This window comes from Isoptericola sp. NPDC058082, assembly GCF_042885055.1.
Lineage (GTDB): Bacteria > Actinomycetota > Actinomycetes > Actinomycetales > Cellulomonadaceae > Isoptericola.
Genome location: NZ_JBHVSQ010000011.1, coordinates 111,409 through 131,657, shown reverse-complemented (window position 1 = coordinate 131,657; position 20,249 = coordinate 111,409). Strand labels below are relative to the sequence as shown.

General features: G+C 76.8%; 20 protein-coding genes. 11 read left to right on the top strand and 9 right to left on the bottom strand.

Annotation, left to right across the window (positions count from 1 at the left end; all coding sequences use genetic code 11):
* Window positions 1-84 precede the first annotated feature (84 nt).
* The 5 genes from ACFVS0_RS15500 to ACFVS0_RS15480 form a co-directional block, all read right to left on the bottom strand.
* Entirely contained in the window at window positions 85-1,443 is a 1,359-nt protein-coding gene (locus tag ACFVS0_RS15500; protein ID WP_430588446.1) for an MFS transporter, read from the bottom strand.
* A complete protein-coding gene (locus ACFVS0_RS15495) occupies window positions 1,440-2,396 on the bottom strand; it encodes a ChbG/HpnK family deacetylase (protein ID WP_430552323.1) in 957 nt (318 codons plus the stop codon). The genes ACFVS0_RS15500 and ACFVS0_RS15495 overlap by 4 nt, the downstream gene beginning before the upstream one ends.
* Window positions 2,393-3,550 (bottom strand): ROK family protein, encoded by a 1,158-nt coding sequence (locus tag ACFVS0_RS15490; RefSeq protein WP_430563267.1) that lies wholly within the window; start codon window positions 3,548-3,550, stop codon window positions 2,393-2,395. The genes ACFVS0_RS15495 and ACFVS0_RS15490 overlap by 4 nt, the downstream gene beginning before the upstream one ends.
* A gap of 128 nt (window positions 3,551-3,678) precedes the next feature.
* Window positions 3,679-4,599: a glycosyltransferase family 2 protein gene (locus tag ACFVS0_RS15485; protein WP_430552325.1), complete on the bottom strand. Its 921-nt coding sequence runs from the start codon at window positions 4,597-4,599 to the stop codon at window positions 3,679-3,681.
* Between the two features lie 243 nt (window positions 4,600-4,842).
* A complete protein-coding gene (locus tag ACFVS0_RS15480; RefSeq protein WP_430588445.1) occupies window positions 4,843-5,676 on the bottom strand; it encodes a DUF5926 family protein in 834 nt (277 codons plus the stop codon).
* Window positions 5,677-5,739: 63 nt separating this feature from the next.
* Here ACFVS0_RS15480 and ACFVS0_RS15475 point away from each other — a divergent pair, with 63 nt between their 5' ends.
* The 4 genes from ACFVS0_RS15475 (at window position 5,740) to ACFVS0_RS15460 (ending at window position 8,798) form a co-directional block, all read left to right on the top strand.
* Complete coding sequence (locus ACFVS0_RS15475) at window positions 5,740-7,107, top strand: CoA transferase (protein ID WP_430588444.1); 1,368 nt, start codon at window positions 5,740-5,742, stop codon at window positions 7,105-7,107.
* 103 nt (window positions 7,108-7,210) lie between these two features.
* Window positions 7,211-7,804: a molybdopterin-dependent oxidoreductase gene (locus ACFVS0_RS15470; RefSeq protein WP_430552328.1), complete on the top strand. Its 594-nt coding sequence runs from the start codon at window positions 7,211-7,213 to the stop codon at window positions 7,802-7,804.
* Complete coding sequence (locus tag ACFVS0_RS15465) at window positions 7,801-8,511, top strand: FAD-binding oxidoreductase (RefSeq protein WP_430563264.1); 711 nt, start codon at window positions 7,801-7,803, stop codon at window positions 8,509-8,511. The genes ACFVS0_RS15470 and ACFVS0_RS15465 overlap by 4 nt, the downstream gene beginning before the upstream one ends.
* The gene (locus ACFVS0_RS15460) at window positions 8,511-8,798 is read left to right on the top strand and encodes a DUF6510 family protein (RefSeq protein WP_430584213.1); all 288 of its coding nucleotides are present in this window, start codon (window positions 8,511-8,513) and stop codon (window positions 8,796-8,798) included. Before ACFVS0_RS15465 ends, ACFVS0_RS15460 begins: the two co-directional genes overlap by 1 nt.
* Before the next feature lie 37 nt (window positions 8,799-8,835).
* On the opposite strand, the gene ACFVS0_RS15455 is transcribed toward ACFVS0_RS15460, so the two are convergent.
* The 3 genes from ACFVS0_RS15455 to ACFVS0_RS15445 all read right to left on the bottom strand — a co-directional run bounded on the left by ACFVS0_RS15455 (window position 8,836) and on the right by ACFVS0_RS15445 (window position 11,887).
* Window positions 8,836-9,786: a Ppx/GppA phosphatase family protein gene (locus tag ACFVS0_RS15455; protein WP_430552331.1), complete on the bottom strand. Its 951-nt coding sequence runs from the start codon at window positions 9,784-9,786 to the stop codon at window positions 8,836-8,838.
* 104 nt (window positions 9,787-9,890) lie between these two features.
* Complete coding sequence (locus ACFVS0_RS15450) at window positions 9,891-10,265, bottom strand: SHOCT domain-containing protein (protein ID WP_430552332.1); 375 nt, start codon at window positions 10,263-10,265, stop codon at window positions 9,891-9,893.
* Window positions 10,266-10,453: 188 nt separating this feature from the next.
* On the bottom strand, window positions 10,454-11,887 hold the full coding sequence (locus ACFVS0_RS15445) for a glutamyl-tRNA reductase (RefSeq protein WP_430588443.1): 1,434 nt from the start codon (window positions 11,885-11,887) through the stop codon (window positions 10,454-10,456).
* Window positions 11,888-11,936: 49 nt separating this feature from the next.
* Here ACFVS0_RS15445 and hemE point away from each other — a divergent pair, with 49 nt between their 5' ends.
* The 7 genes from hemE to ACFVS0_RS15410 all read left to right on the top strand — a co-directional run bounded on the left by hemE (window position 11,937) and on the right by ACFVS0_RS15410 (window position 19,671).
* Entirely contained in the window at window positions 11,937-13,091 is a 1,155-nt protein-coding gene (gene hemE / locus ACFVS0_RS15440) for a uroporphyrinogen decarboxylase (RefSeq protein WP_430588442.1), read from the top strand.
* Window positions 13,088-14,593: a protoporphyrinogen/coproporphyrinogen oxidase gene (locus ACFVS0_RS15435; protein ID WP_430588441.1), complete on the top strand. Its 1,506-nt coding sequence runs from the start codon at window positions 13,088-13,090 to the stop codon at window positions 14,591-14,593. Before hemE ends, ACFVS0_RS15435 begins: the two co-directional genes overlap by 4 nt.
* A gap of 176 nt (window positions 14,594-14,769) precedes the next feature.
* Window positions 14,770-15,858 (top strand): hydroxymethylbilane synthase, encoded by a 1,089-nt coding sequence (hemC, locus tag ACFVS0_RS15430; RefSeq protein WP_430563260.1) that lies wholly within the window; start codon window positions 14,770-14,772, stop codon window positions 15,856-15,858.
* Window positions 15,855-16,727 carry a uroporphyrinogen-III synthase gene (locus ACFVS0_RS15425; RefSeq protein ID WP_430588440.1) on the top strand — a complete coding sequence of 291 codons (873 nt, stop codon included), beginning with the start codon at window positions 15,855-15,857 and terminating at the stop codon, window positions 16,725-16,727. The genes hemC and ACFVS0_RS15425 overlap by 4 nt, the downstream gene beginning before the upstream one ends.
* Before the next feature lie 56 nt (window positions 16,728-16,783).
* The gene (hemB, locus tag ACFVS0_RS15420) at window positions 16,784-17,749 is read left to right on the top strand and encodes a porphobilinogen synthase (protein ID WP_430588456.1); all 966 of its coding nucleotides are present in this window, start codon (window positions 16,784-16,786) and stop codon (window positions 17,747-17,749) included.
* A complete protein-coding gene (hemL, locus tag ACFVS0_RS15415) occupies window positions 17,737-19,095 on the top strand; it encodes a glutamate-1-semialdehyde 2,1-aminomutase (protein ID WP_430584218.1) in 1,359 nt (452 codons plus the stop codon). The genes hemB and hemL overlap by 13 nt, the downstream gene beginning before the upstream one ends.
* A 60-nt stretch (window positions 19,096-19,155) precedes the next feature.
* Entirely contained in the window at window positions 19,156-19,671 is a 516-nt protein-coding gene (locus ACFVS0_RS15410) for an isochorismatase family protein (protein ID WP_430588439.1), read from the top strand.
* Window positions 19,672-19,686: 15 nt separating this feature from the next.
* Here ACFVS0_RS15410 and ACFVS0_RS15405 read toward each other — a convergent pair whose 3' ends face one another.
* Window positions 19,687-20,247, bottom strand: a complete 561-nt coding sequence (locus tag ACFVS0_RS15405; RefSeq protein ID WP_430552340.1) for a TetR/AcrR family transcriptional regulator — start codon at window positions 20,245-20,247, stop codon at window positions 19,687-19,689.
* Window positions 20,248-20,249: the final 2 nt, after the last annotated feature.

The following is a 20,249-nucleotide window of genomic DNA, read 5'->3' as shown; positions in this document are numbered from 1 at the left end:
GCATCGAGCGCGGGGTAGGCGACACCCCGGTCCGGAAAGGAGAGGACACGCCTGTAGAAAGCGGGAGGCAAGCCGAAGGGCCCGTCAACCTCCCTGTTCGGCACCCCGCGTCCGCAGGGGATAGAGCCAGAAGCAGACGAAGGCGAGGACGGCCAGGACCACCGGCACCCCACCGATGAGGAGGCGGATGCCGGTGGCCACCTGCGGTGCCTGCGTCGCCGCGCCCTCGGCGTACCCGCTCGCGGCCAGCACGCCGGCCACGACGACCGCCTGCACCACGACGGACCCGCGCACCACGAAACCGTTGGCACCGAAGTACATGCCCTCGCGGCGCAGCCCGGTGCGGCGCTCGTCGTCGTCGATCACCTGGCCGAGGGCCACCTCCAGCACCTGCATCAGGCCGGCGACGCCGAGACCCACGGCGAGCCCCGCCGCCGCCGCGCCGAGCACGGTCGTGGGCAGCAGGTACAGGCAGGTCGCGAGCCCGTAGACGGCGACGACGGCGAGCATCGTGGTGCGCGGCCCGAGCCGCCGCACCACCCACGACCAGCCCCAGATCGCGGGGATGGCGGCCACGAAGATCGGCGCCAGCAGCAGCGTCGCGTCGGCGTCCGTGCCGCCCACGGTGTACTTCACGTAGAACGGGATCCCGGCCAGCAGCACCGCCGTGGTGCTCTGCAGCAGCAGCGACCCGAGCACGTACGTGACGAACGCGCGGTTGGCGAACGTGTACCGCAGCTGGTCGCGCAGCCCGACGGCGGACTCCCGGGCCCGGACCGCGTCGTCGGCGTCGCGCTCCACCATCCCCAGCAGCGACCAGGCGAAGAACCCGGCGCACACCACGGCGAGCGCCACGCCCATCCCGGCCCAGCCGATCGCGTCGTACAGCAGCGGCGCGCCCGCCGTGCCGAGGATCATCCCGACCAGCGCGAAGAGCTGCCGCGGGCTGTTGCCGCGCGCCCGCTCCGCCGTCGTGCGGAAGATCTCCGGGAACAGCGCAGACACGTTGAGCACGACCGCCACGTACGCGACGTCGAACACCGCGACGACGAGCAGGAACCACACGACCAGCCCCGCCGGCGGCAGGGACGGCGGGGCCCACACCAGCGCGAACGATACGACGAGCGGCACGATGCCCAGCACGATCCACGGCACCCGCCGGCCCCAGCGCGTGCGGCGACGGTCGGAGGCCGCGCCCACCACCGGGTTGAGGACGGCGTTGAGGACGCCGTGCGCCACCATCGCGCCCGCGACCCAGCCGGCGGGCACGCCCAGGTGGTCGACGTAGAAGAAGACGACGAACGCGGAGAACGTCTGCAGCATGAGGTTCGCCGGGAAGGCCGACGCCCCGTAGGCCACGGCCTGCGCCCGGGTCGGCGCCCCCTCGAGGCGCCGGTCGCGCAGCCGGGCGAGCCCGCCCGTCCTGGCCTCGGTGCCGCTCACCGCTCGCCCCGCTGCACGGCACGCAGGTCGCGCCAGCCGATGCGGACCACGCCCTCCGCGGCGATCACGGCGGCCACGTCCGGGTCGCGCAGCAGCCGCTCCTCGTAGCCGCGCTTGGGTGCCGCGTAGTCGACGGCGTCGCGCAGCTCGTCGTCGTGCAGCATCGGGTGCAGGAAGATCTCCGTGACGCCCGGGTGCACGCCGCGCAGCAGGTCGAGGAAGCCCGCCTTCACGGCCTCGTACCCCTCCGCGTCGGAGGTGCCCTCCCCCGCCAGCTCGAACGGGTGCGTCCACAGCCGGTCGAGGATGACGACGCCCGCCGCGTCGGCAGCCGCGGTCGCGGTGTCGAGGATCGCCTGCGACCCCGGCGCGTCGGGGTCGGCGCCCATCGCCCCGAGGCCGTCCAGCGAGCGCGGCAGCCGGAACGGCAGGCCGCGCGTCGCCGCGAGCCCGAGGACCTGCGGCAGGAACGAGCGCCCGGTGGCCAGCCCGTAGACCGAGCCCATGTGGTTGTCCAGGTGGCTGACGTCGACCCCCGCGTCGAGGGCCGCGTCGAGCTGCGCCGCGAGCTCCGCCGCGACGTCCTCGTCGCGCGCCTGCCGCTCGACGACGTCGACCGCCGACGGGAAGTAGCCCGCGTCGTCCACCAGCGACGTGCCCGTGCCGGTGAGCGGGCGCCACCGGTAGCGGGTCCACTCGCTGGTGAGGACCAGGTGCACGCCCACGTCCAGCCCGGGGTCGGCCGCGGCCGCCGCGAGGGCGTCCGGCGCCCACGGGCACGGCACCATCACCGTCGCCGAGTCCAGGAACCCGTCGCCGAGCAGCGGCAGGATCGCGCGGTTGGCGGCGCGGCACATGCCCAGGTCGTCCGCGTTGAGGATGATCGCGCGGGCATCGGGGGCGAGCCCGAGCCGGGCGACGAGGTCGGACGGCGGCGCGTCGGCCGCGCTCACCGGGCGACCCCGTCGACGGCCGACGCCGCGGCGTCGGCCACGCGGGCGCGCAGCGCCTCGCCGGCCGCCCACGCAGCACCCAGCACGGCGCCGTCCGCCCCGAGCGGCGAGGCGTCGACGTGCACGGGCAGGACGCTGATGCGGTCGCGGAGGTAGGTGGCGACCCGCTCGTGGATCGCGGGGCGCGCGGCCTGGTCGGCCAGGACGAAGGCCTCCGGGTCGAGCACGATCGCCAGCGACGCGACGATGACCGCGACCCGGCGCGCCAGCTCCGCGACGACCTCGTCGGCCACGCCGTCGCCGTGCTCCGCACGGTCGAGCAGCTCACGGACGGTGATGTCCTCCGGCAGGTCGTGGTCCTTCGCCAGCGCGGCGATCGCGGCGTCGCCCAGCACCTGCTCGCCGAGGGCGTGCCCCGGCTGCGGCAGGAAGGCCACCTCGCCCGCGATGCCCGCGGCGCCCCGGTGCACCCGGCCGTCGAGCACGATGCCCGCCCCGAAGCCCTCGCCGAACGAGACCGTCACGAACGACGAGCGCCCGCGCCCGGCCCCCCGGTGCTGCTCCGCCACGGCGGCCAGGTTCACGTCGTTGTCCAGCGTCACGGGGCAGCCCAGGGCGTCCACCAGGGCGTCGTGCAGGGCCGTGCCGCCCTTCTCGTACCCGGGCACGTGCAGCACCGTGGTCCAGTCGGCGCCCACGACGGCGGGGAACGCCACGACCGCGCGGCTCACCTCGACGCGGCGGCCCGGCTCGAGCCGCGCCTCGACGTCCTCCCGGCAGGAGTTCGCCAGCACCGCCGCGGCCCGCGCCCGTGCCACGGGGGTGCGCTGCACGTCCCGCCGCTCCGCCCGCGCCCGGACGGCGCCGGTCGCGTCCACCAGGGCCACCCGCACCCGGTCGCGGGCGACGTCCACCCCCAGCCCGAACGCGGCGTCCGGGTCCACCCGGAACCCGCCCTCGGTGTCGTCGGCGGCAGCCGCGCCGCTCGCCCGGAGCGCTGCGAGCGCGGCCGCGACGGTCGGGCGCGGCAGGCCCGTCGCCTCGGCCGCGGAGGCCTCGTCGGCGGGGCCGTGCGTCACCAGCGCGTCGAGCACCTCCAGGACGTCGGACCCGCGCAGCGGGCCGGGAGTTCCGGTGTCAGGGGTGGTGGGCATCTGGCCTCCGTCGGGGCGGGACGGGACGCATTCGTCCCGGCGCTGCGAGCCTAGCCACGCCCCGGCGACATTGTCGACGCGAGGTGTCGGCGCTGCTCAGGCACCAGATCGGCACCCGAGAGCCCCGGTCAGGACTGCGCGCTCTCGTGCGAGCGCCCGATGCCGCGCACCGCGTCCACCGCCCCGCGCACGCGGCGCGCGTTGACCGCGAGCACCACGTCCCGGTACTGCCCGGCCCGGTGCAGCTGGCCCTTGAGGTCGTTCGACGACGCGCGGTGCTTGAGATCGCACGGCACCTCGACGGCCACGTACCCCTGCCGCAGGAGGTCGATCGTCATGCCCGTCTCGACGCCCCACCCGTGCGCCAGCGGCGTCGCCGCCTCGAACGCCTCGCGGGTGAGGCAGCGCATGCCGGACAGCGGCTGGCTGGGGCTCCACCCGGTGAGGTGCTGGATGGCGCGCCGCGCCGTGCCGACGACGATGCCGCGGCCGCCCGCCCCGGTCTGCTTCGGCAGCAGCGCGATCGCGAGGTCGGCAACGCCCTCGCGCACCGGGGCGACGAGGGGCGCCGTGTTGACGGCGGTGTCGCCGAGGTCCCCGTCCACGAACAGCAGGAGCCGCGGGGCGCGGCCGTCGGCGTCGCGCATCGCGACCACCGCCGCGCCGGTCTCCATCGCGGCCGCCTTGCCACGGTTGTGCGAGTGCCGGACGACGACGGCGCCCGCGTCGCGCGCGACGTGCTGCGTGTCGTCGGTCGAGCCGTCGTCGACCACGAGCACGAGGTCGACGTGCGGGATCGCGCGGGCCGAGCGCACGGTCGCCGCGATGCGCGCCGCCTCGTCCTTCGCGGGGATGATCACCGCGACGCGCTGCGGGTTGCGCCGCCCCTGCGCGGCCGGCGGCCGCGGGGTCTTGGCGACCGGCAGCGCGCCCACGCGCGTCGTCGCGACGCTGCCGTCTCCGCCGGCGACGGAGTTCCGCTCGCCGGCCTCGTCCTGGCTGGTGGACACCTCAGCGCCCGTGCGGGTCGCCCCGTGGTCCGTGTTCACGACTCCCTGCCTGTTGGGTTCTCGCCCGTGTCGGCCGGCGGTCCGCCGGCGTGCTGTGCGGTGCCCCCTTGGGGGAATCACCGGGGATCAGAAGAGCAATCTTTTCCTGAGAAACTGTACTCCCCCGGAACGCCCGACCTAGGGTCAAGAAACGGTGTCGACCGGGACGGTCCGTGAAGATCGTGCGGAGCCCGCGACGATGCGGGGTACCGCCGACGACCGAGGCCGCCGGGCGGCGCCGCGTCAGCGCAACGTCACCTGTCGGGAGACGATACCGGCCCGGGCCCGTCGCTCGTTCGCGTCCAGCGGCTCGGTGACCGCGAGCGCCTCCTCGAGCCTGCCCGCGAGCTCCGCCACCGGCTCCTCCAGCTCCGCCGCCTCGGTGCCGCGCGGCAGCTCCCAGACCGGCACCACGAGCCCGCAGGCGCGGAACATCCCGAGGAACTTGCCGCCCACGAGACCCGACTCGCGGCGCGCGTGCAGCCGCGCGATCGCGTCGACGACGGCGTCCTCGTCCTCCGTGCGCGCCCAGCGCAGGAACTCGCGCGACATCCGGCACCAGTACGCCGCGGGGACCGAGGCCAGCTTCACGGTGGGGATGGACGACTCCGCCGCCTCGTCGAGGGACTCGCGGATCTCGTCCGTCATCTGCGTGCCGGCGTCGATCCAGTAGTCGTAGCCGTCGTGCACGGTCACCTCGAACGGGACGTCGAGGTCGAGCACGTCCTGGAGGCGCGGGTCGTCGTCCGCCGGGGCCGGCAGGTCCTCGGGCAGCACGCCCGAGCCGGGCTCGGCGGCGAGCGCCGCGAGGAGCGCGGCGGCCAGGTCGCGGCTGAGGTCGTCGGACGCGCCCAGGCCCTGCAGCGCGAGCAGCACCGTGCCGTCCTCGCGGTGCAGCGCGCACCAGCCGCCGGGCAGGACGGTCGTGACGGTGACGTCGCTCCCGCCGTGGTCGGCGGTCGTGCGCGCCGTGGCCGTGGCGGACGGCACGACCTCGCGCAGCGCGACCCAGTCGGCCTCCCCGGGAAGACCCTCGAACGGACGCAGGACAGGGGCGGTCGCAGAGCTCTTGGCCATGCCCGCGATCCTATCGGCCCGGCCACCCCCTCCGCCCTCGCCGGGCGTGGGTACGGTGACGGGATGGAGCCGTGGCGCCGCCTCGTGGCGGACTACCGGGCGGGCCTCGGCGACGGCGCCCCGCCCGACGACGACGTCCCGCCGCTCGACGGCGCGCGGGACGCCTGGCTCGCCGCCACGCTGCCCGCCCTGGACCTGGCGCTGGGGTCGGTCGCGGCCCTCGCCTCGGCCGCCCGACGCGCGGGCGCGACGGGCCCGCTGGTGGAGCGGGGGCCGGCGCCGGCCCGGGTCGCGGCGTCGTTCGGTTCCGACCGGGTGCTGCGGCTCGACGGGCGACCCGTCCCGGGGTTCGCGCCGCTGTCCGGCTTCTTCCGCACCCGCGACGGCTGGGTGCGCACGCACGCCAACTACCCGCACCACCGGGCCCGGCTGCTGCACCTGCTCGGCATGCCCGACGGCACAGGCCGCGACGCCCTCGCGGCCCGGGTCGCGGACGCCTCCGCCGCGGCGCTGGAGGACGATGCCGCCGCCACGGGCGCGATCGTCGTCCGCGTGCGCGCCGAGCCGGAGTGGCGCGCGTCCGCGCCCGGCCGGGCCGCGGGGCGAGGGCCCCTGGTGCGGACGGAGGCGCGCGACGACGTCGTCGCACGACCCGCCGTCCTCCCGGGCGGGGCCGCGCCGCTCGCGGGCGTGCGCGGGCTCGACCTCACCCGGGTCATCGCCGGCCCCGTCGCCACCCGGGCGCTGGCCGCGCTCGGTGCCGACGTGCTGCGCGTCGACCCGCCCGTGCCCGCCGAGATCCGCCACCAGCACCTCGACGTCGGGCAGGGCAAGCGCACCACCCTGCTCGACCTGCGCGACCCCGGCGACCGCGAGCGCGCGCAGGCGCTGCTCGACGACGCCGACGTGCTCGTCACCGGCTACCGTCCCGGCGCGCTCGACCGGTTCGGGCTCGTGCCACCGCCCGGGGCCGTCGTCGCGCACGTGTCCGCCTGGGGCGACGCCGGGCCGTGGGCGCACCGGCGCGGCTTCGACTCGATCGTGCAGGCGGCGTCGGGCGTCGCGCTGCTCGAGTCCGCGGACGGCGTCGCTCCCGGCGCGCTGCCCGCGCAGGCGCTGGACCACGCGACGGGCTACCTGCTCGCCGCCGGCATCGTGGACGCGCTCGCCGCCCGCGGCGCCGACGGGCGCGGCCGCGACGTCGCGGCGGCGCTCGCACGCACCGCCGCGTGGCTGCTCGACGCCGACCCCCGGGCCCCCGGGTCCCCGCCGGCCGCCGAGCCCGGCCCGGAGTCGGTCGTGAGCCACGGCCGCCGCCCGCGCGTCACGACCGCCCGCCCCGCGCTGCCCGGCCACGACGACCACCCGGCGCCGGCGCGCCCGTGGGGCGCCGACCACGCCGCGTGGTCGACAGGACCCGCGCGCGGATGATCCTCGCCCGCGGCACGTGCGAGACGGCCGCGCCTCTGGTCTGATCGGACCAGCACCGGCCGACCGACACCGCAGGGCCGGGCACCCGCGAGAGGGGACGTCGATGGGCATCGTCACGCGGGGCTTCGGGGGCCGGCGCCCCGAGCCCGAGCACCAGGTCCCGCCGGGGCAGTTCGTCACGGACGACTTCCCCGTGCTGTCGGCGGGGCCGACCCCGAACGTGGACGAGTCCCGCTGGGAGCTCACCGTCCGCACCGAGACGGGCGAGGGCGTCTCGTGGACGTGGGAGCAGCTGATGGCGCTGCCGGCCGAGGACGTCGTGACCGACATCCACTGCGTCACGCACTGGACCAAGCTCGGCACCACCTGGCGCGGCGTCTCCCTGGACACCCTGCTGGCCGACGTCGAGACCAGCGCGGAGTTCGTCATGGCGCGCTCGTACGGCGGGTACACGACGAACGTGCCGCTCCAGGACCTGCTCGACGGGCAGGCATGGGTGGCGTTCGAGTTCGAGGGCGAGCCGCTGGAGCCGGTGCACGGCGGGCCGGCCCGGCTCCTGGTGCCGCACCTGTACTTCTGGAAGAGCGCCAAGTGGCTGCGCGGCCTCGACCTCATGGACGACGACGACCTGGGCTTCTGGGAGCAGAACGGCTACCACGCCTACGGCGACCCCTGGCTCGAGCAGCGGTACGCGTGAGCTGGCACGTCGCGACGGTCGTCGGCGCACGACCGCTGACGCGCACGGCCCGCGCCCTGACCCTGTCGGTGCCGGGGTTCGTCGGCGCGCTGCCCGGCCAGCACGTCGACCTGCGGCTCACCGCCCCCGACGGCTACCAGGCCACCCGCGCCTACTCCCTCGCCGAGACGGGGCACGACGAGCGGGTCGACCTCGTGGTGGACGAGGTGCCCGACGGCGAGGTGTCGCCCTACCTCGTCCGCGACGCCCGGCCGGGAGACCAGCTCGAGGTGCGCGGCCCGCTCGGCGGGTACTTCGTGTGGCACGACGCCGACACCGCCCCGGTGCTGCTCGTGGCCGGCGGCTCCGGCGTCGTGCCGTTCCTCGCGATGCTGCGCGCCCGGCGCAGCACCGGGCGCCGGGCGCCGTTCCGCCTCGTGTGCTCGGTGCGCACGCCCGCCGACGCGATCGAGCGCGGGGAGGTCGACACCCCCGACCGGGGGTTCGACGTGCGCTGGGTCTTCACCCGCGAGGCCCCGCCGGGCTGGCCGGCGCCGCCGCGCCGGATCACGACCGACGACCTCGTCGCCCCGGGCTTCGGACCCGCCGACGGCACCTCCGTGTTCGTCTGCGGCCCCACCGGCTTCGTGGAGGCGGCGGCCGGCCTGCTCACCGGCCTCGGGCACCCGCCCGACCGGGTCCGCACCGAGCGTTTCGGAGGTGCCTGATGTCGTCCCCCGAGCCGACCCTCCCCGGCGGGCCCGCCCTCGACGGGTCGGCCCTGGCCGGCGCGCTGAGCGAGGTCTACGCCTTCGAGACCACGCGCGCCGTCGTGCGCTGCGCGAGCTGCGGGCACACCGACGTCCTCGCCCGCACCACCGTGCACCTGTCCGCGATGGGCGGTGTCGTGCGCTGCGCGACCTGCGCCGCCGTCCTGCTCGTCGTCGTCGAACGCCCCGACGGGGTCCGCGTGTCGGCGTCCGGCGCGGCATGGGTGCAGGGCCCCTCCCGCTGATCCCGGCCCTGCCGACGGGCGCCCGCAGGTCGGGCGCCTACAGGTGGTCGAGCCACTGCAGCACGGCGCCCTCGCGCAGCGCCCACGGGCAGATCTCGACCTCGTCGACGCCGAGCGCGCGCATGGTCTCCTCCGCCACGACCGCGCCGCCGACGATCTGGTACGTGCGCTCGGGCGTCACGCCCGGCAGCGCGGTGCGTCCCTCGGCGGTGAGGCGGGCCAGGCGCGGCACCCAGTCCGCGAGCTGGACGAGGCGCATCCGCCACCGGTCGTCCGGGCCGACGGCCTCCACCTGCATGCCGGCCAGCCGCGCGAGCGAGCGGAACGTCTTCGACGTCGCGACCACGTGGTCGGGCGCCGGCACGGTGGCGAGCCGGTCGACGACGGGCGCCAGCAGCGCGCGGGCGTGCACGCGCAGGGCCTGCACCTGCTCAGGCGGGGGCGGGTCGTCGGGCAGGTACTCGCGCGTGGTCCGTCCGGCGCCGAGCGGCACGGACGCGGCGAGGTCCGGCTCCTCGTCGACGCCGGACGCGATCTCCAGCGAGCCGCCGCCGACGTCGAGCACCAGCAGCCGCCCGGCCGCCCACCCGTGCCAGCGGCGGGCGGCGAGGAACGTGAGCCGCGCCTCGTCCTCGCCGGAGAGCACCACCACCTCGCGGCCCACCCGCCCGGCGATCTCGGCGAGCACCGCGGCACCGTTGGCCGCGTCCCGGAGTGCGGAGGTCGCCATCGGCAGCAGCTCGTCGACCGCCGACTCGCGCGCGAGCTCCATGACGTCGTCGACGGCCGCCAGCATCGCCCGCCGCCCCTCGTCGGACAGCGCGCCGTCGGCGTCGAGATAGCGCATCAGGCGCACGGTGATCTTGCGCTCCGCGTGCGGCACGGGCCGCACGCCGTACCGGGCGTCCAGCACGAGCAGGTGCACCGTGTTGGAGCCGATGTCGATCACGCCGAGGCGGGGCGCCGGGGCCGGGGCTGCGCTGCTCATGGCAGCCGAGCGTAGCGGCGCGGTCGGACACCGGGACCCGCGCACGACGACGCCCGGTCCCGCGGGGCGGGGCCGGGCGTCGTGAGCCGGTCAGCGGTGGGCGGTCAGGAGAGGGCCTTCGCCTTGAGGCGCTCGTACTCCTCGGGCGTGATCGTGCCCTCGTCGAGCAGCTTCTTCGCCGACGAGATGTGCTCGGCCGGGGAGCCCGCCACCTCCCGGATGTACGCGTCGGTGCCGGCCTTGGCCTCCTTCACCGCCGCGAGCTGACGCTCCGACATCCCCCGGCCGCGGGCGATGAGGTAGATCAGCGCGGTGATCATCGGCACGAAGATCAGGAAGACGACCCACACCGCCTTCCACCAGCCCGACAGGTCCCGGTCGCGGAACAGGTCGGTGAGGATCTGGAAGAGGACGATCAGGTAGGCCACGAACAGGAAGATCCAGACGAGGTACCAGAAGAAGTCCCAGAAGGTGTCCATGTTCAGCGCGTCCTTTCGAAGGCGGTTCCCACACCGTCGACGGCCGACAGGGGCGGCCAGGTGCCCGCTTTCGGCACGCTAGTGCTGACATGCCGGACGCGCGCGCTGAAACAGGGTGATCTGGGCCCCCACCCGGCGAACCGGGCTCTGTGGGAGGTTCGCGACAGTGCTGCGTCGGAACGGGACCGTCAGCGGCGACCGGTGCGCTCGGCGCCCTCGACGAGCTCCTCGGCGCCCGCCACGACGGCGGCCTCCTCGGCCCGCGCCCGGGCCAGCGCCTCCGCGCGCACCGCCACGATCTCGCCGTGCAGGGCGGCGTGCACCCGCCTGCGGACGTCGCGCGCGATGGCGTCGACGTCGGCCTCGTCGGGGGTCCCGCCGCGTGCCGCGAGCTCGGTCGTGAGGCGGTCGACCGCCGCGTCGACCTCGCGCCGGACCTCGACCTCCGCCGCGTCGAACAGGGCCACGACGGCGGCGTCCGCCGCGCGGCCCAGGCGGGTCTCCTCGAAGCCCGCGGCCGCGTCGTCCACGATCCGGCGGGCCCGGTCGACGACGTCCGCGGCGGTGGCCGGGGCGTGCGCCTTGAGCGTGCCGAGGTCGTACAGCAGCACGCCCTCGACGTCCGCGACGCGCGGGTCCACGTCGCGGTGCAGCGCCAGGTCGAGCACCACCAGGGGGCGCGGCTCCGGCTCGTCGCCCGCGGCGGCCGCGGCCCGCTCCCGCGAGCGCACCACGGCGGCCGCGTCGAGCACGTACTCCAGGGACGCCTCGGCCTGCCCGTCCGCGACGCCGCCCGAGGGCCGGCGGCCGCGCGCGCCCGAGCACGAGACCACGAGGTCGGCGTCGGCGAGCGCCTCGACCAGGTCCGGCGCCGCCACGACGTCGTGGCCCGCCGCGAAGGCCTCGGCGCGGCCGGAGCGCGAGTACACCCGCACGTCGTCGCAGCCGCGGGCGCGCAGGGCCGCCACCGACGCCCCCGCGTACGAGCCCGTGCCGATGAGCACCGTCCGCACGCCCCGCCACGACCCGTCCTGGTCGGCACGGCCGCCCGGGACGTCCCGGCCAGCGGAGCCCGGGACGACGTCCCGCCCGGCGAGGTCGAGGCCGAGCGACACGACGGACCGCCCTGCGGCGCCGAGCTCCGTCCGCGTGCCGACGCGCTTCGAGGTGCGCGACGCCGTCTGGAACAGCAGCTCGAGGGTCTTGGACGTGGTGCCGTCCGTCCGGGCCTCGGAGAGGGCGCGCTTCACCTGCCCGGCGATCTCCCGCTCCCCCACGACCATCGAGTCCAGCCCCGCGGCCACGGTGAACAGGTGCGAGGTGACCTCCGGCCCGGTCCGGACCGTGAAGGAGTCCGCCGCGACCTCCTCGGACACCCCGGAGCCGGCGGCGACGAGCGCCGCGACGTGCCGCGTGGTGTGCCGCACGGCGTCGCCCTGCAGCGGCGCGTCGACGTCCAGGTAGAGCTCGAAACGGTTGCACGTGGAGATCACCACGGCGCCCTGCACGGGCCCGCACGACCCCACGGCGACGCGCCCGACGGAGCCGGACCCGGTGGACAGCCGCTCGAGCGCGTCCAGGTCCAGCTCGCGGTGCGAGGCGGTGAGGGAGAGGAGTACCACAGTGGCTCCACTTTAAGAGGGCCGAACAAGCGGGGCAGAATCATGAACCGTGACATCCCCCACGATCGCTCCCGAGCCGAGTCGCGAGACCCACCCGCTCCCCGCCGACCACCCCCTGGTCGACGGCCGGACGACGCGTGCCCCGCTGGTGCGTGCCCTGCGGGGCGAGCGTCCGGACGTGACCCCCGTGTGGTTCATGCGGCAGGCCGGCAGGTCCCTGCCCGAGTACCGCGAGGTCCGTCAGGGGGTAGGGATGCTCGACTCCTGCCTCCGGCCACCGCTCGCCGCGGAAATCACCCTCCAGCCCGTGCGCCGCCACCACGTGGACGCCGCCGTCTTCTTCAGCGACATCGTCGTGCCGCTGCGGCTCGCGGGCGTGGACGTGGACATCAAGCCCGGGGTGGGGCCCGTGATGGACCAGCCGTACCGCACGGCCGAGGACGTCGCCCGGCTCACGTCGCGCACGCTCGACGACGGCGCGCTCGCCCCCATCGCGGAGGCCGTGCGCCTCACCGTGGCCGAGCTGGGGGACGTGCCGCTGCTCGGGTTCGGCGGCGCGCCGTTCACGCTCGCCGCCTACCTGGTCGAGGGCCGGCCGTCGCGCGACCACCTCGCCGCCCGCACCCTCATGCACGCCGACCCGGAGACGTGGGCCCGCCTCACCGCCTGGACCGCCGAGCTCACCGGCCGGTTCCTGCGCACGCAGGTGCTCGCCGGCGCCTCGGCCGTGCAGCTCTTCGACTCCTGGGCGGGCTCCCTGTCCCTGGCCGACTACACCGCGCACGTGGCGCCGTCGTCGACCGCCGCGCTGGCGCACGTCGCCGACCTGCGTCTCCCCGGCGACGACGGCGGCCTCCCGGCCATCCACTTCGGCACCGGCACCGGGCACCTGCTGCCGGCGCTGCGCGACGTGCTCGACGCCGCCGGCGTCACGCACCCCGCGGTCGGCGTGGACTACCGCACCCCGCTGGACGAGGCCGCCGCCCTGCTCGCCGACCACCCGCGCGGCGCCGTCCCCGTGCAGGGCAACATCGACCCCGCGCTGCTGGGCGCCCCGTGGCCGGTGCTCGAGGCGCACGTGCGCGACGTCGTCGCGCGCGGCGCCGGGGCCCCCGGGCACGTGGTCAACCTCGGCCACGGCGTGCCGCCGGACACCGACCCCACCGTGCTCACGCGCGTCGTCGAGCTGGTGCACGCGCTGTGACGCCCCTCCCGCCGCTCGGCGCCCCCGACGACATGCCCTCCGGCCGGCCCGCCCGGCCGCCCGAGCACGTCGACGCGGTGGTGGTCGGCGGCGGGATCGGCGGGCTCGTCGCGGCCCGCACCCTCGTCCACCGCGGCCTGCAGGTGGTGCTGCTCGAGGCGTCCGACCGCGTGGGCGGGCCCGTGCGCGGCGGCGCGTTCGGCTCGCTGCCCGTGCGCCTCGACCTCGGCGCCGAGTCGTTCGCGGCGCGCGGCACCGCCGTCACGGACCTGGCCGAGGAGCTCGGGCTGGACGTCGTGAGCCCGGCCCCGCTGTCCGCGCGGGGGTACGCCGCGGGCCACGCCTTCCCGCTGCCGAAGGCCGGCGTGCTCGGCATCCCCTCCGTGCCGTGGGCGCCCGACGTCCGCCGCGCGATCGGCTGGCCCGGCGTCGCACGAGCGGCCTTGGACCGCGTGCTGCCGCGGTTCGTCGCCGACACCACCGACCTCGGGACGCTGGTGCGGTCCCGGCTCGGACGGCGCGTGGCCGACCGGCTCGTCGCGCCCGTCGCCACCGGGGTGCACTCGGCGCCGCTCGACCGCCTCGACGTGGCCGCCGTCGCACCCGGGCTGCTCGACGCGTTCGCGCGCACCGCGTCGCTGTCGCGCGCCGTCGGGGAGCTGCGGGCGGCTGCGCCCGCCGGGTCCGCCGTGCGCGGCATCGACGGCGGCATCCACGCGATCGTCGAGGCCCTCACCGGTGAGATCGCCGCGAGCGCCGAGGAGTTCGCCGACTCCCCGCGCACCGACGCGACCGGCCCGATCCACGCGGCCGTGCGCGTGGGGCAGCAGGTCGACGGCGTGGAGCGGGTCGGCGCGGACTGGCAGGTCACCACGACCGTCGGCGACACCGTGCGCGCGCCGCGGCTGGTCGTGACGACGCCGCAGGTCGCACCGCTGCTGGCCCCGTGGGTGACGGCTCCGGGCGCGGTCGGGCCGGGGTCCGTGCCCGCGCCGACGCCGGAGGCCGGCGCCGACATCTGGCTCGCGACGCTCCTGCTCGACGCGCCCGAGCTCGACGACGCCCCGCGCGGCTCCGGGCTCCTCGTCGCACCCGACGGCGCCGGGGCGGACGAGGTGCGCGCCAAGGCGCTGACACACGCGACCGCGAAGTGGCCGTGGCTGGCCGACCGCGTGCGCGCCGTGGCCGGGCCGGGGGTGCACGTGGTGCGGCTGTCGTACGGCCGGATCGGCACCGCGACCGAGCCGCCGTCGGCCGACGAGGCCGCCCGCGACGCGTCCGCGCTGCTCGGCGTCGACCTCACCGACCGGGTCCGCGACCACCTGCTCCAGCGCTGGGCCGGCTCCCTCCCCCCGCCCACCCCCGACTACCGCGCGCAGGTCGGCGCCTTCACCGCCGCCGTCGGGCACACGCCGGGGCTGGCCGTGACCGGCGGCTGGGTGGCCGGCACCGGCCTCGCGGCGATCGTCGCGCACGCGCAGGCCGCCGTCGCCGCCCTCTGACCCGCGACCTGTCAGGATGAGCGCGCGGTATGCCCGGCGCACATCCTGACAACTCGGGGGCGGTGGTGACGCATCGTCATGACCCGGCGTCAGGACGACGGGAGAAGCGTGTGAGATCGGCCTCCGGGCCGCCCGGGAGTTGTCCACAGGCCGTGCCGCTGCGCGACACTGGACCGGTGAGCACCCCCGAGACCGCCCCCGCCCCGCTGCGCCTCGGCACCCGCGGCAGCGCCCTCGCGACGACGCAGTCCGGCCTGGTCGCGCGCCGGCTGGAGGAGCTGCTGGGCCGGCCGGTCGAGCTGGTGCGCATCCGCACGGAGGGTGACGTGAAGACGGGCTCGCTCGCCTCGCTGGGCGGCACGGGCGTGTTCGTCACCGCGCTGCGGGAGGCGCTGCTCGACGGGCGCTGCGACGTGGCCGTGCACTCGCTCAAGGACCTGCCGACGGCGCAGCCCGCCGAGCTCACGATCGTCACCCCGGAGCGGGAGGACCCGCGCGACGCGCTGTGCGCCCGCGACGGCCTCACGCTCGACACCCTGCCCCGAGGCGCCCGCGTCGGCACCGGCTCCCCGCGCCGGGCGGCGCAGGTGCAGGCCGCGCGGCCCGACGTCGAGCTGGTGGACATCCGCGGCAACGTCGAGACCCGCCTGGCCCGCGCGCTCGGCCCGGACGCCGACCTCGACGCCGTCGTGCTCGCGCTCGCCGGCCTGTCGCGGCTGGGCCGCACCGAGGTGGTCTCGCAGGCGCTCGACCCGGTCGTCGTGGCCCCCGCCCCCGGGCAGGGCGCCCTCGCCGTCGAGGCCCGCACCGCCGACCTGGCGCCCGGCACCCCCCTGGCCGACGCGTTCGCCGCCCTCGACCACCGTCCGACCCGGCTCGCCGTGCTGGCCGAGCGCGCGGTGCTCGCGCGGCTCGAGGCCGGGTGCGCGGCGCCGGTCGGCGCGCACGCCCGCGTCGAGGCGGGCGAGCTGCAGCTCACCGCCGTCGTCGCGCGCGTCGACGGGACCGAGCAGCTCACGCACAGCGCGTCGGCGGCCCTCGCCGCGGACGCCGGCCCCCGCGACCAGGCTGCGCAGGACGACGCCGCGACCGCCCTGGGCGTCCGCGTGGCCGAGTCGCTGCTCGCCGACGGCGCGGCCCGCCTCGCGCCGCTGGTGGGCGGCACGGGCGAGCCCCGCACCGGGGAGGACGACGACGTCGCGCCGCGGTCCGACGTCGAGCCCCTGCACACCCCCACCGGCACCGACGACCCGGAGGGCGCGTGACCGCCGAGGACGCCACCCCCGCCACCTCGCCCCCGGCGAGGTCCGTCCTCGTGGCGCGCGCGCCGGAGCGCGGCGCCGGCCTCGTGGCACGGCTGCGCGACCTGGGGCTGGAGGTCGTCGCGGCCCCCGTGATCGAGCGCGCGCCGGCGGACGACCTCGCCCCGCTCGACGACGCCGTCCGCGGCCTGGCCCGGGGCGCCTACGTCTGGGCGGTCGTGACCAGCGTCAACGCCGTCGACGCGCTCGCCGACGCCGCCGCCCGGACCGGCACGAGCCTCGCGGAGACCCCCGCGCGGTGGGCCGCCGTCGGGCCCGCGACGACCCGTGCCCTCACCGCGGTCGGCGTCACGACCGACCTCGTGCCCGAGGACGACGCCACCGCCGCCGGCCTGGTCGCGGCGTTCCCCGACCCGGCCGTCACGGACCCGGAGACGCCGGCCGTGCTGCTGCCGCTCGGCGACCTCGCCCGCCCGACCCTCGACGACGGGCTCGCCGACCGCGGCTGGGCGCCGCACGTCGTGACGGCGTACCGCACCGTGCGCCACGCGCTGCCCACGGACCTCGCGGAGCGCGCCCGCGCCGGCGGCTTCGACGTCGTCGTCGTCTCGTCCGGCTCCGTCGCGCGCGAGATCGCCGCGCAGGCGGGCACCGGCACGCCCGTCGTCGCCATCGGCACGCCCTCGGCCGACGCCGCCCGCGACGCCGGGCTGCACGTCGCCGCGGTCGCGGCGCACCCCACCGACGAGGCGCTCGCCGCCGCCGTCGAGCGGGCGCTGTCAGGGCTCGCCCCGTCAGACCCGGCACTGTCAGACACTCGGCCCACGGGAACGAACCGTGCGCCCGACACCTCAGCGAAGGAGCACCCGTGAGCACCTCGGGCACCGGCATCGTGTACCGACCGCGCCGCCTGCGCACCACCCCCCGGATGCGGCGCCTGGCCGCCGAGACCCGCCTGCACGCGGCGGACCTCGTGCTGCCGCTGTTCGTCAAGGAGGGCCTGGCCGAGCCCGCGCCGATCACGTCGATGCCCGGCCAGGTGCAGCACACCGAGGCCACGCTGCGCGACGCCGTCGCCGACGCGGCCCGCGCGGGCCTGGGCGGCGTCATGCTGTTCGGCATCCCCGCCGAGCGCGACGCGACGGGCACCGCCGGCGACGACCCCGACGGGATCCTCCAGCGCGGCATCCGCGTCGCGCGCGAGGCCGTCGCCGCCGTCGAGGCGGAGGCTCCAGCGGGCTCGTCCGGGCGCCCGGGCCCCGTCGTCATGGCGGACACGTGCCTGGACGAGTTCACCGACCACGGCCACTGCGGCGTGCTCGCCGCCGACGGCACCGTGGACAACGACGCGACCCTCGACCGGTACGCGGCGATGGCCGTCGCCCAGGCGCGGGCGGGCGCGGAGGTCGTGGCGCCCTCCGGGATGATGGACGGCCAGGTCGCCGTCATCCGGGACGCGCTCGACGACGCGGGCTTCGACCAGGTGAGCATCCTCGCCTACAGCGCCAAGTACGCGAGCGCGTTCTACGGCCCGTTCCGCGAGGCCGTCGACAGCTCCCTCCAGGGCGACCGCCGCACGTACCAGATGGACGCCGCCAACGCCCGCGAGGGCCTGCGCGAGGCGGACCTCGACCTCGCCGAGGGCGCGGACATGGTCATGGTGAAGCCGGCCGGGACGTCGCTCGACGTGCTGCGCTCCGTCGCGGACCGGTCCGACGTGCCGGTCGCGGCGTACCAGGTCTCGGGCGAGTACGCGATGATCGAGGCGGCCGCCGCGAACGGCTGGATCGACCGGAAGGCCGCCGTGCTCGAGTCCGTGACCGCCATCAAGCGCGCCGGCGCCGACGTCGTCCTCACCTACTGGGCCAACGAGATCGCGGAGTGGATCAAGTGACCGCCAGCACGCACACCACCGACAACCACGCCGCGTTCCTGCGCGCCCAGGCCGCCATCCCCGGGGGCGTGAACTCCCCCGTCCGGGCGTACGGCTCGGTGGGCGGCGACCCGCGGTTCCTCGCGAGCGCGCGCGGCCCGTACGTCACGGACGTCGCGGGGCGCGAGTACGTGGACCTCGTCTGCTCGTGGGGGCCGGCGCTGCTGGGCCACGCGCACCCCGAGGTCGTCGCGGCCGTGCAGGACGCCGCGGCGCGCGGCCTGTCGTTCGGCGCGCCCACGGTGGCCGAGGTGGAGCTCGCGGAGGAGATCCGCCGCCGGGTGCCCGTCGCGGAGCGCGTCCGCCTCGTCTCCACGGGCACCGAGGCGACGATGACGGCCGTCCGCCTGGCGCGCGGCGTCACCGGTCGCCCGCTCGTCGTGAAGTTCGCCGGCTGCTACCACGGCCACGTCGACGCGCTGCTGGCGGAGGCCGGGTCGGGCGTCGCGACGCTCGCCATGCCGGGCACCGCCGGGGTCACCGAGGCGTCGGCGGCCGAGACCCTCGTGCTGCCGTACAACGACCTCGCCGCCGTCGAGGCCGCGTTCGCGCAGCACGGCTCGCGCATCGCCGCCGTCATCACCGAGGCGAGCCCCGCCAACATGGGCGTGGTGCCCCCGGCCGAGGGGTTCAACGAGGGGCTGCGCCGCGTCACGCGCGCGCACGGCGCCCTGTTCGTCATGGACGAGGTGCTCACCGGCTTCCGCGTCGGCCCGTCCGGCTGGTGGGGGCTGGAGAACGCCCGGATCCGTCGCGAGGGCGGCGAGGGGTACACGCCCGACCTGATCACCTTCGGCAAGGTCGTGGGCGGCGGCATGCCCGTGGCGGGGCTGGGCGGCCCGGCGTCGATCATGGACCAGCTCGCCCCCACCGGACCCGTCTACCAGGCGGGCACGCTCTCCGGGAACCCGGTGGCCGTCGCCGCCGGCCTCACGACGCTGCGCCTGGCCGACGACGGCGTCTACGCGCGGGTCGACGCCGTCGCGGACACGATCGCCACCGCGCTCGGCGACGCCCTGTCCGCCGAGGGCGTGGAGCACCGGGTGCAGCGCGCCGGCTCCCTCTTCTCGACGTTCTTCGGGCCGTTCGCCGCCGCCGAGGGCGTCCGCGACTACGCGCAGGCCCAGGCGCAGGAGGCGTACCGCTACCGCGCGCTGTTCCACGCCCTGCTCGACGCGGGCGTCAACCTGCCGCCGTCGGTCTTCGAGGCGTGGTTCGTCTCCGCCGCGCACGACGACGCCGCCGTGAACCGCATCCTCGACGCCCTGCCGGCCGGCGCCCGCGCCGCCGCGGCGGCGACCGCCTGACCGACGGTGGACACGACTCCGGCGCCCCGGTCGACCGCGACCGGGCGGACCGTGCTGCTGGTGATCGATCTGCAGGTCGGGGTGCTCGACGGGTGCCTCGACGCCGACGGCGTCGTGCGCCGCACGGCCGCGCTGGTGGACCGCGCACGCCGTGCGGGCACCCCGGTGGTGTGGGTGCAGGACCACGGCGACCTGCCCGAGGGCACCCCGGGCTGGCAGCTCGCCGCGCCCCTCGAGCGAGCCCCCGGCGAGCCCCTGGTGCGCAAGGCGTACCGCGACGCGTTCGCGGGCACGGATCTCGACGTCGTGCTGCACGACCTCGCCGCGACGCGCCTCGTCGTCGCCGGGGCGCAGTCCGACTACTGCATCCGGACCACCACGCAGGCTGCCGCCGCCCGCGATCTCGACGTCACCCTGGTGAGCGACGCCCACACGACGACCGACGCCGAGTGGGAGGGCGTCGTCGTCCCCGCCGAGCACATCGTCGCCCACACGACCCTGTACTTCTCCGGGCTGCGGTACCCGGGCCGCTCGCACGGCGTCGCCCCGCACGACCAGGTCGCGCTGCACGGCTGACCGCGCGGGGGCCCGTCAGGGGGCGAGCGCCTTGTCCACCGTGCGCATCAGCTGCTGCACGACGTCGTGGCGCGACTCGTGGCCCTCGCGCAGCGTCTCCCAGGCCAGGTAGAGCTGCGCCCAGATCGTGCCGATCACCCACGCCGGGCTGAGCTCGGGGTCGAGGCTGCCGTCGGCGCGCCCGCGCTCGACCAGCGCGACCATCGGGTCGTCGTCCGCGCACCCGTCGGCGGGGCCGTCGGGCACCACCTCCGTGAACAGCAGCGTGAGGTGATCGCCGAGCAGCAGGTACTCGGGGCAGAGCCGGCGCAGCGCCTCGCGGGCGGTGCCCTGGTCGAGCCGGGCGCGGTCGTGGGCCTCCTCCAGCCGCGCCGCGGTCTCGGCGCCGACGGCCTCGAGCAGGTCGGAGCGCTCCGGGAAGTAGCGGTGCAGCGTGGTGCGGCCGACCCCTGCGGCGTCGGCGACCTGCCCGAGGGCCACCCCGGGGTCGCGCGCGAGCTGGGTCACCGCGGCCTCGACGATCGCTCGGCGCGTGCGCGCGCGGGCTCCCGTCTCGACGTCCTGCACCTCCGTCATGC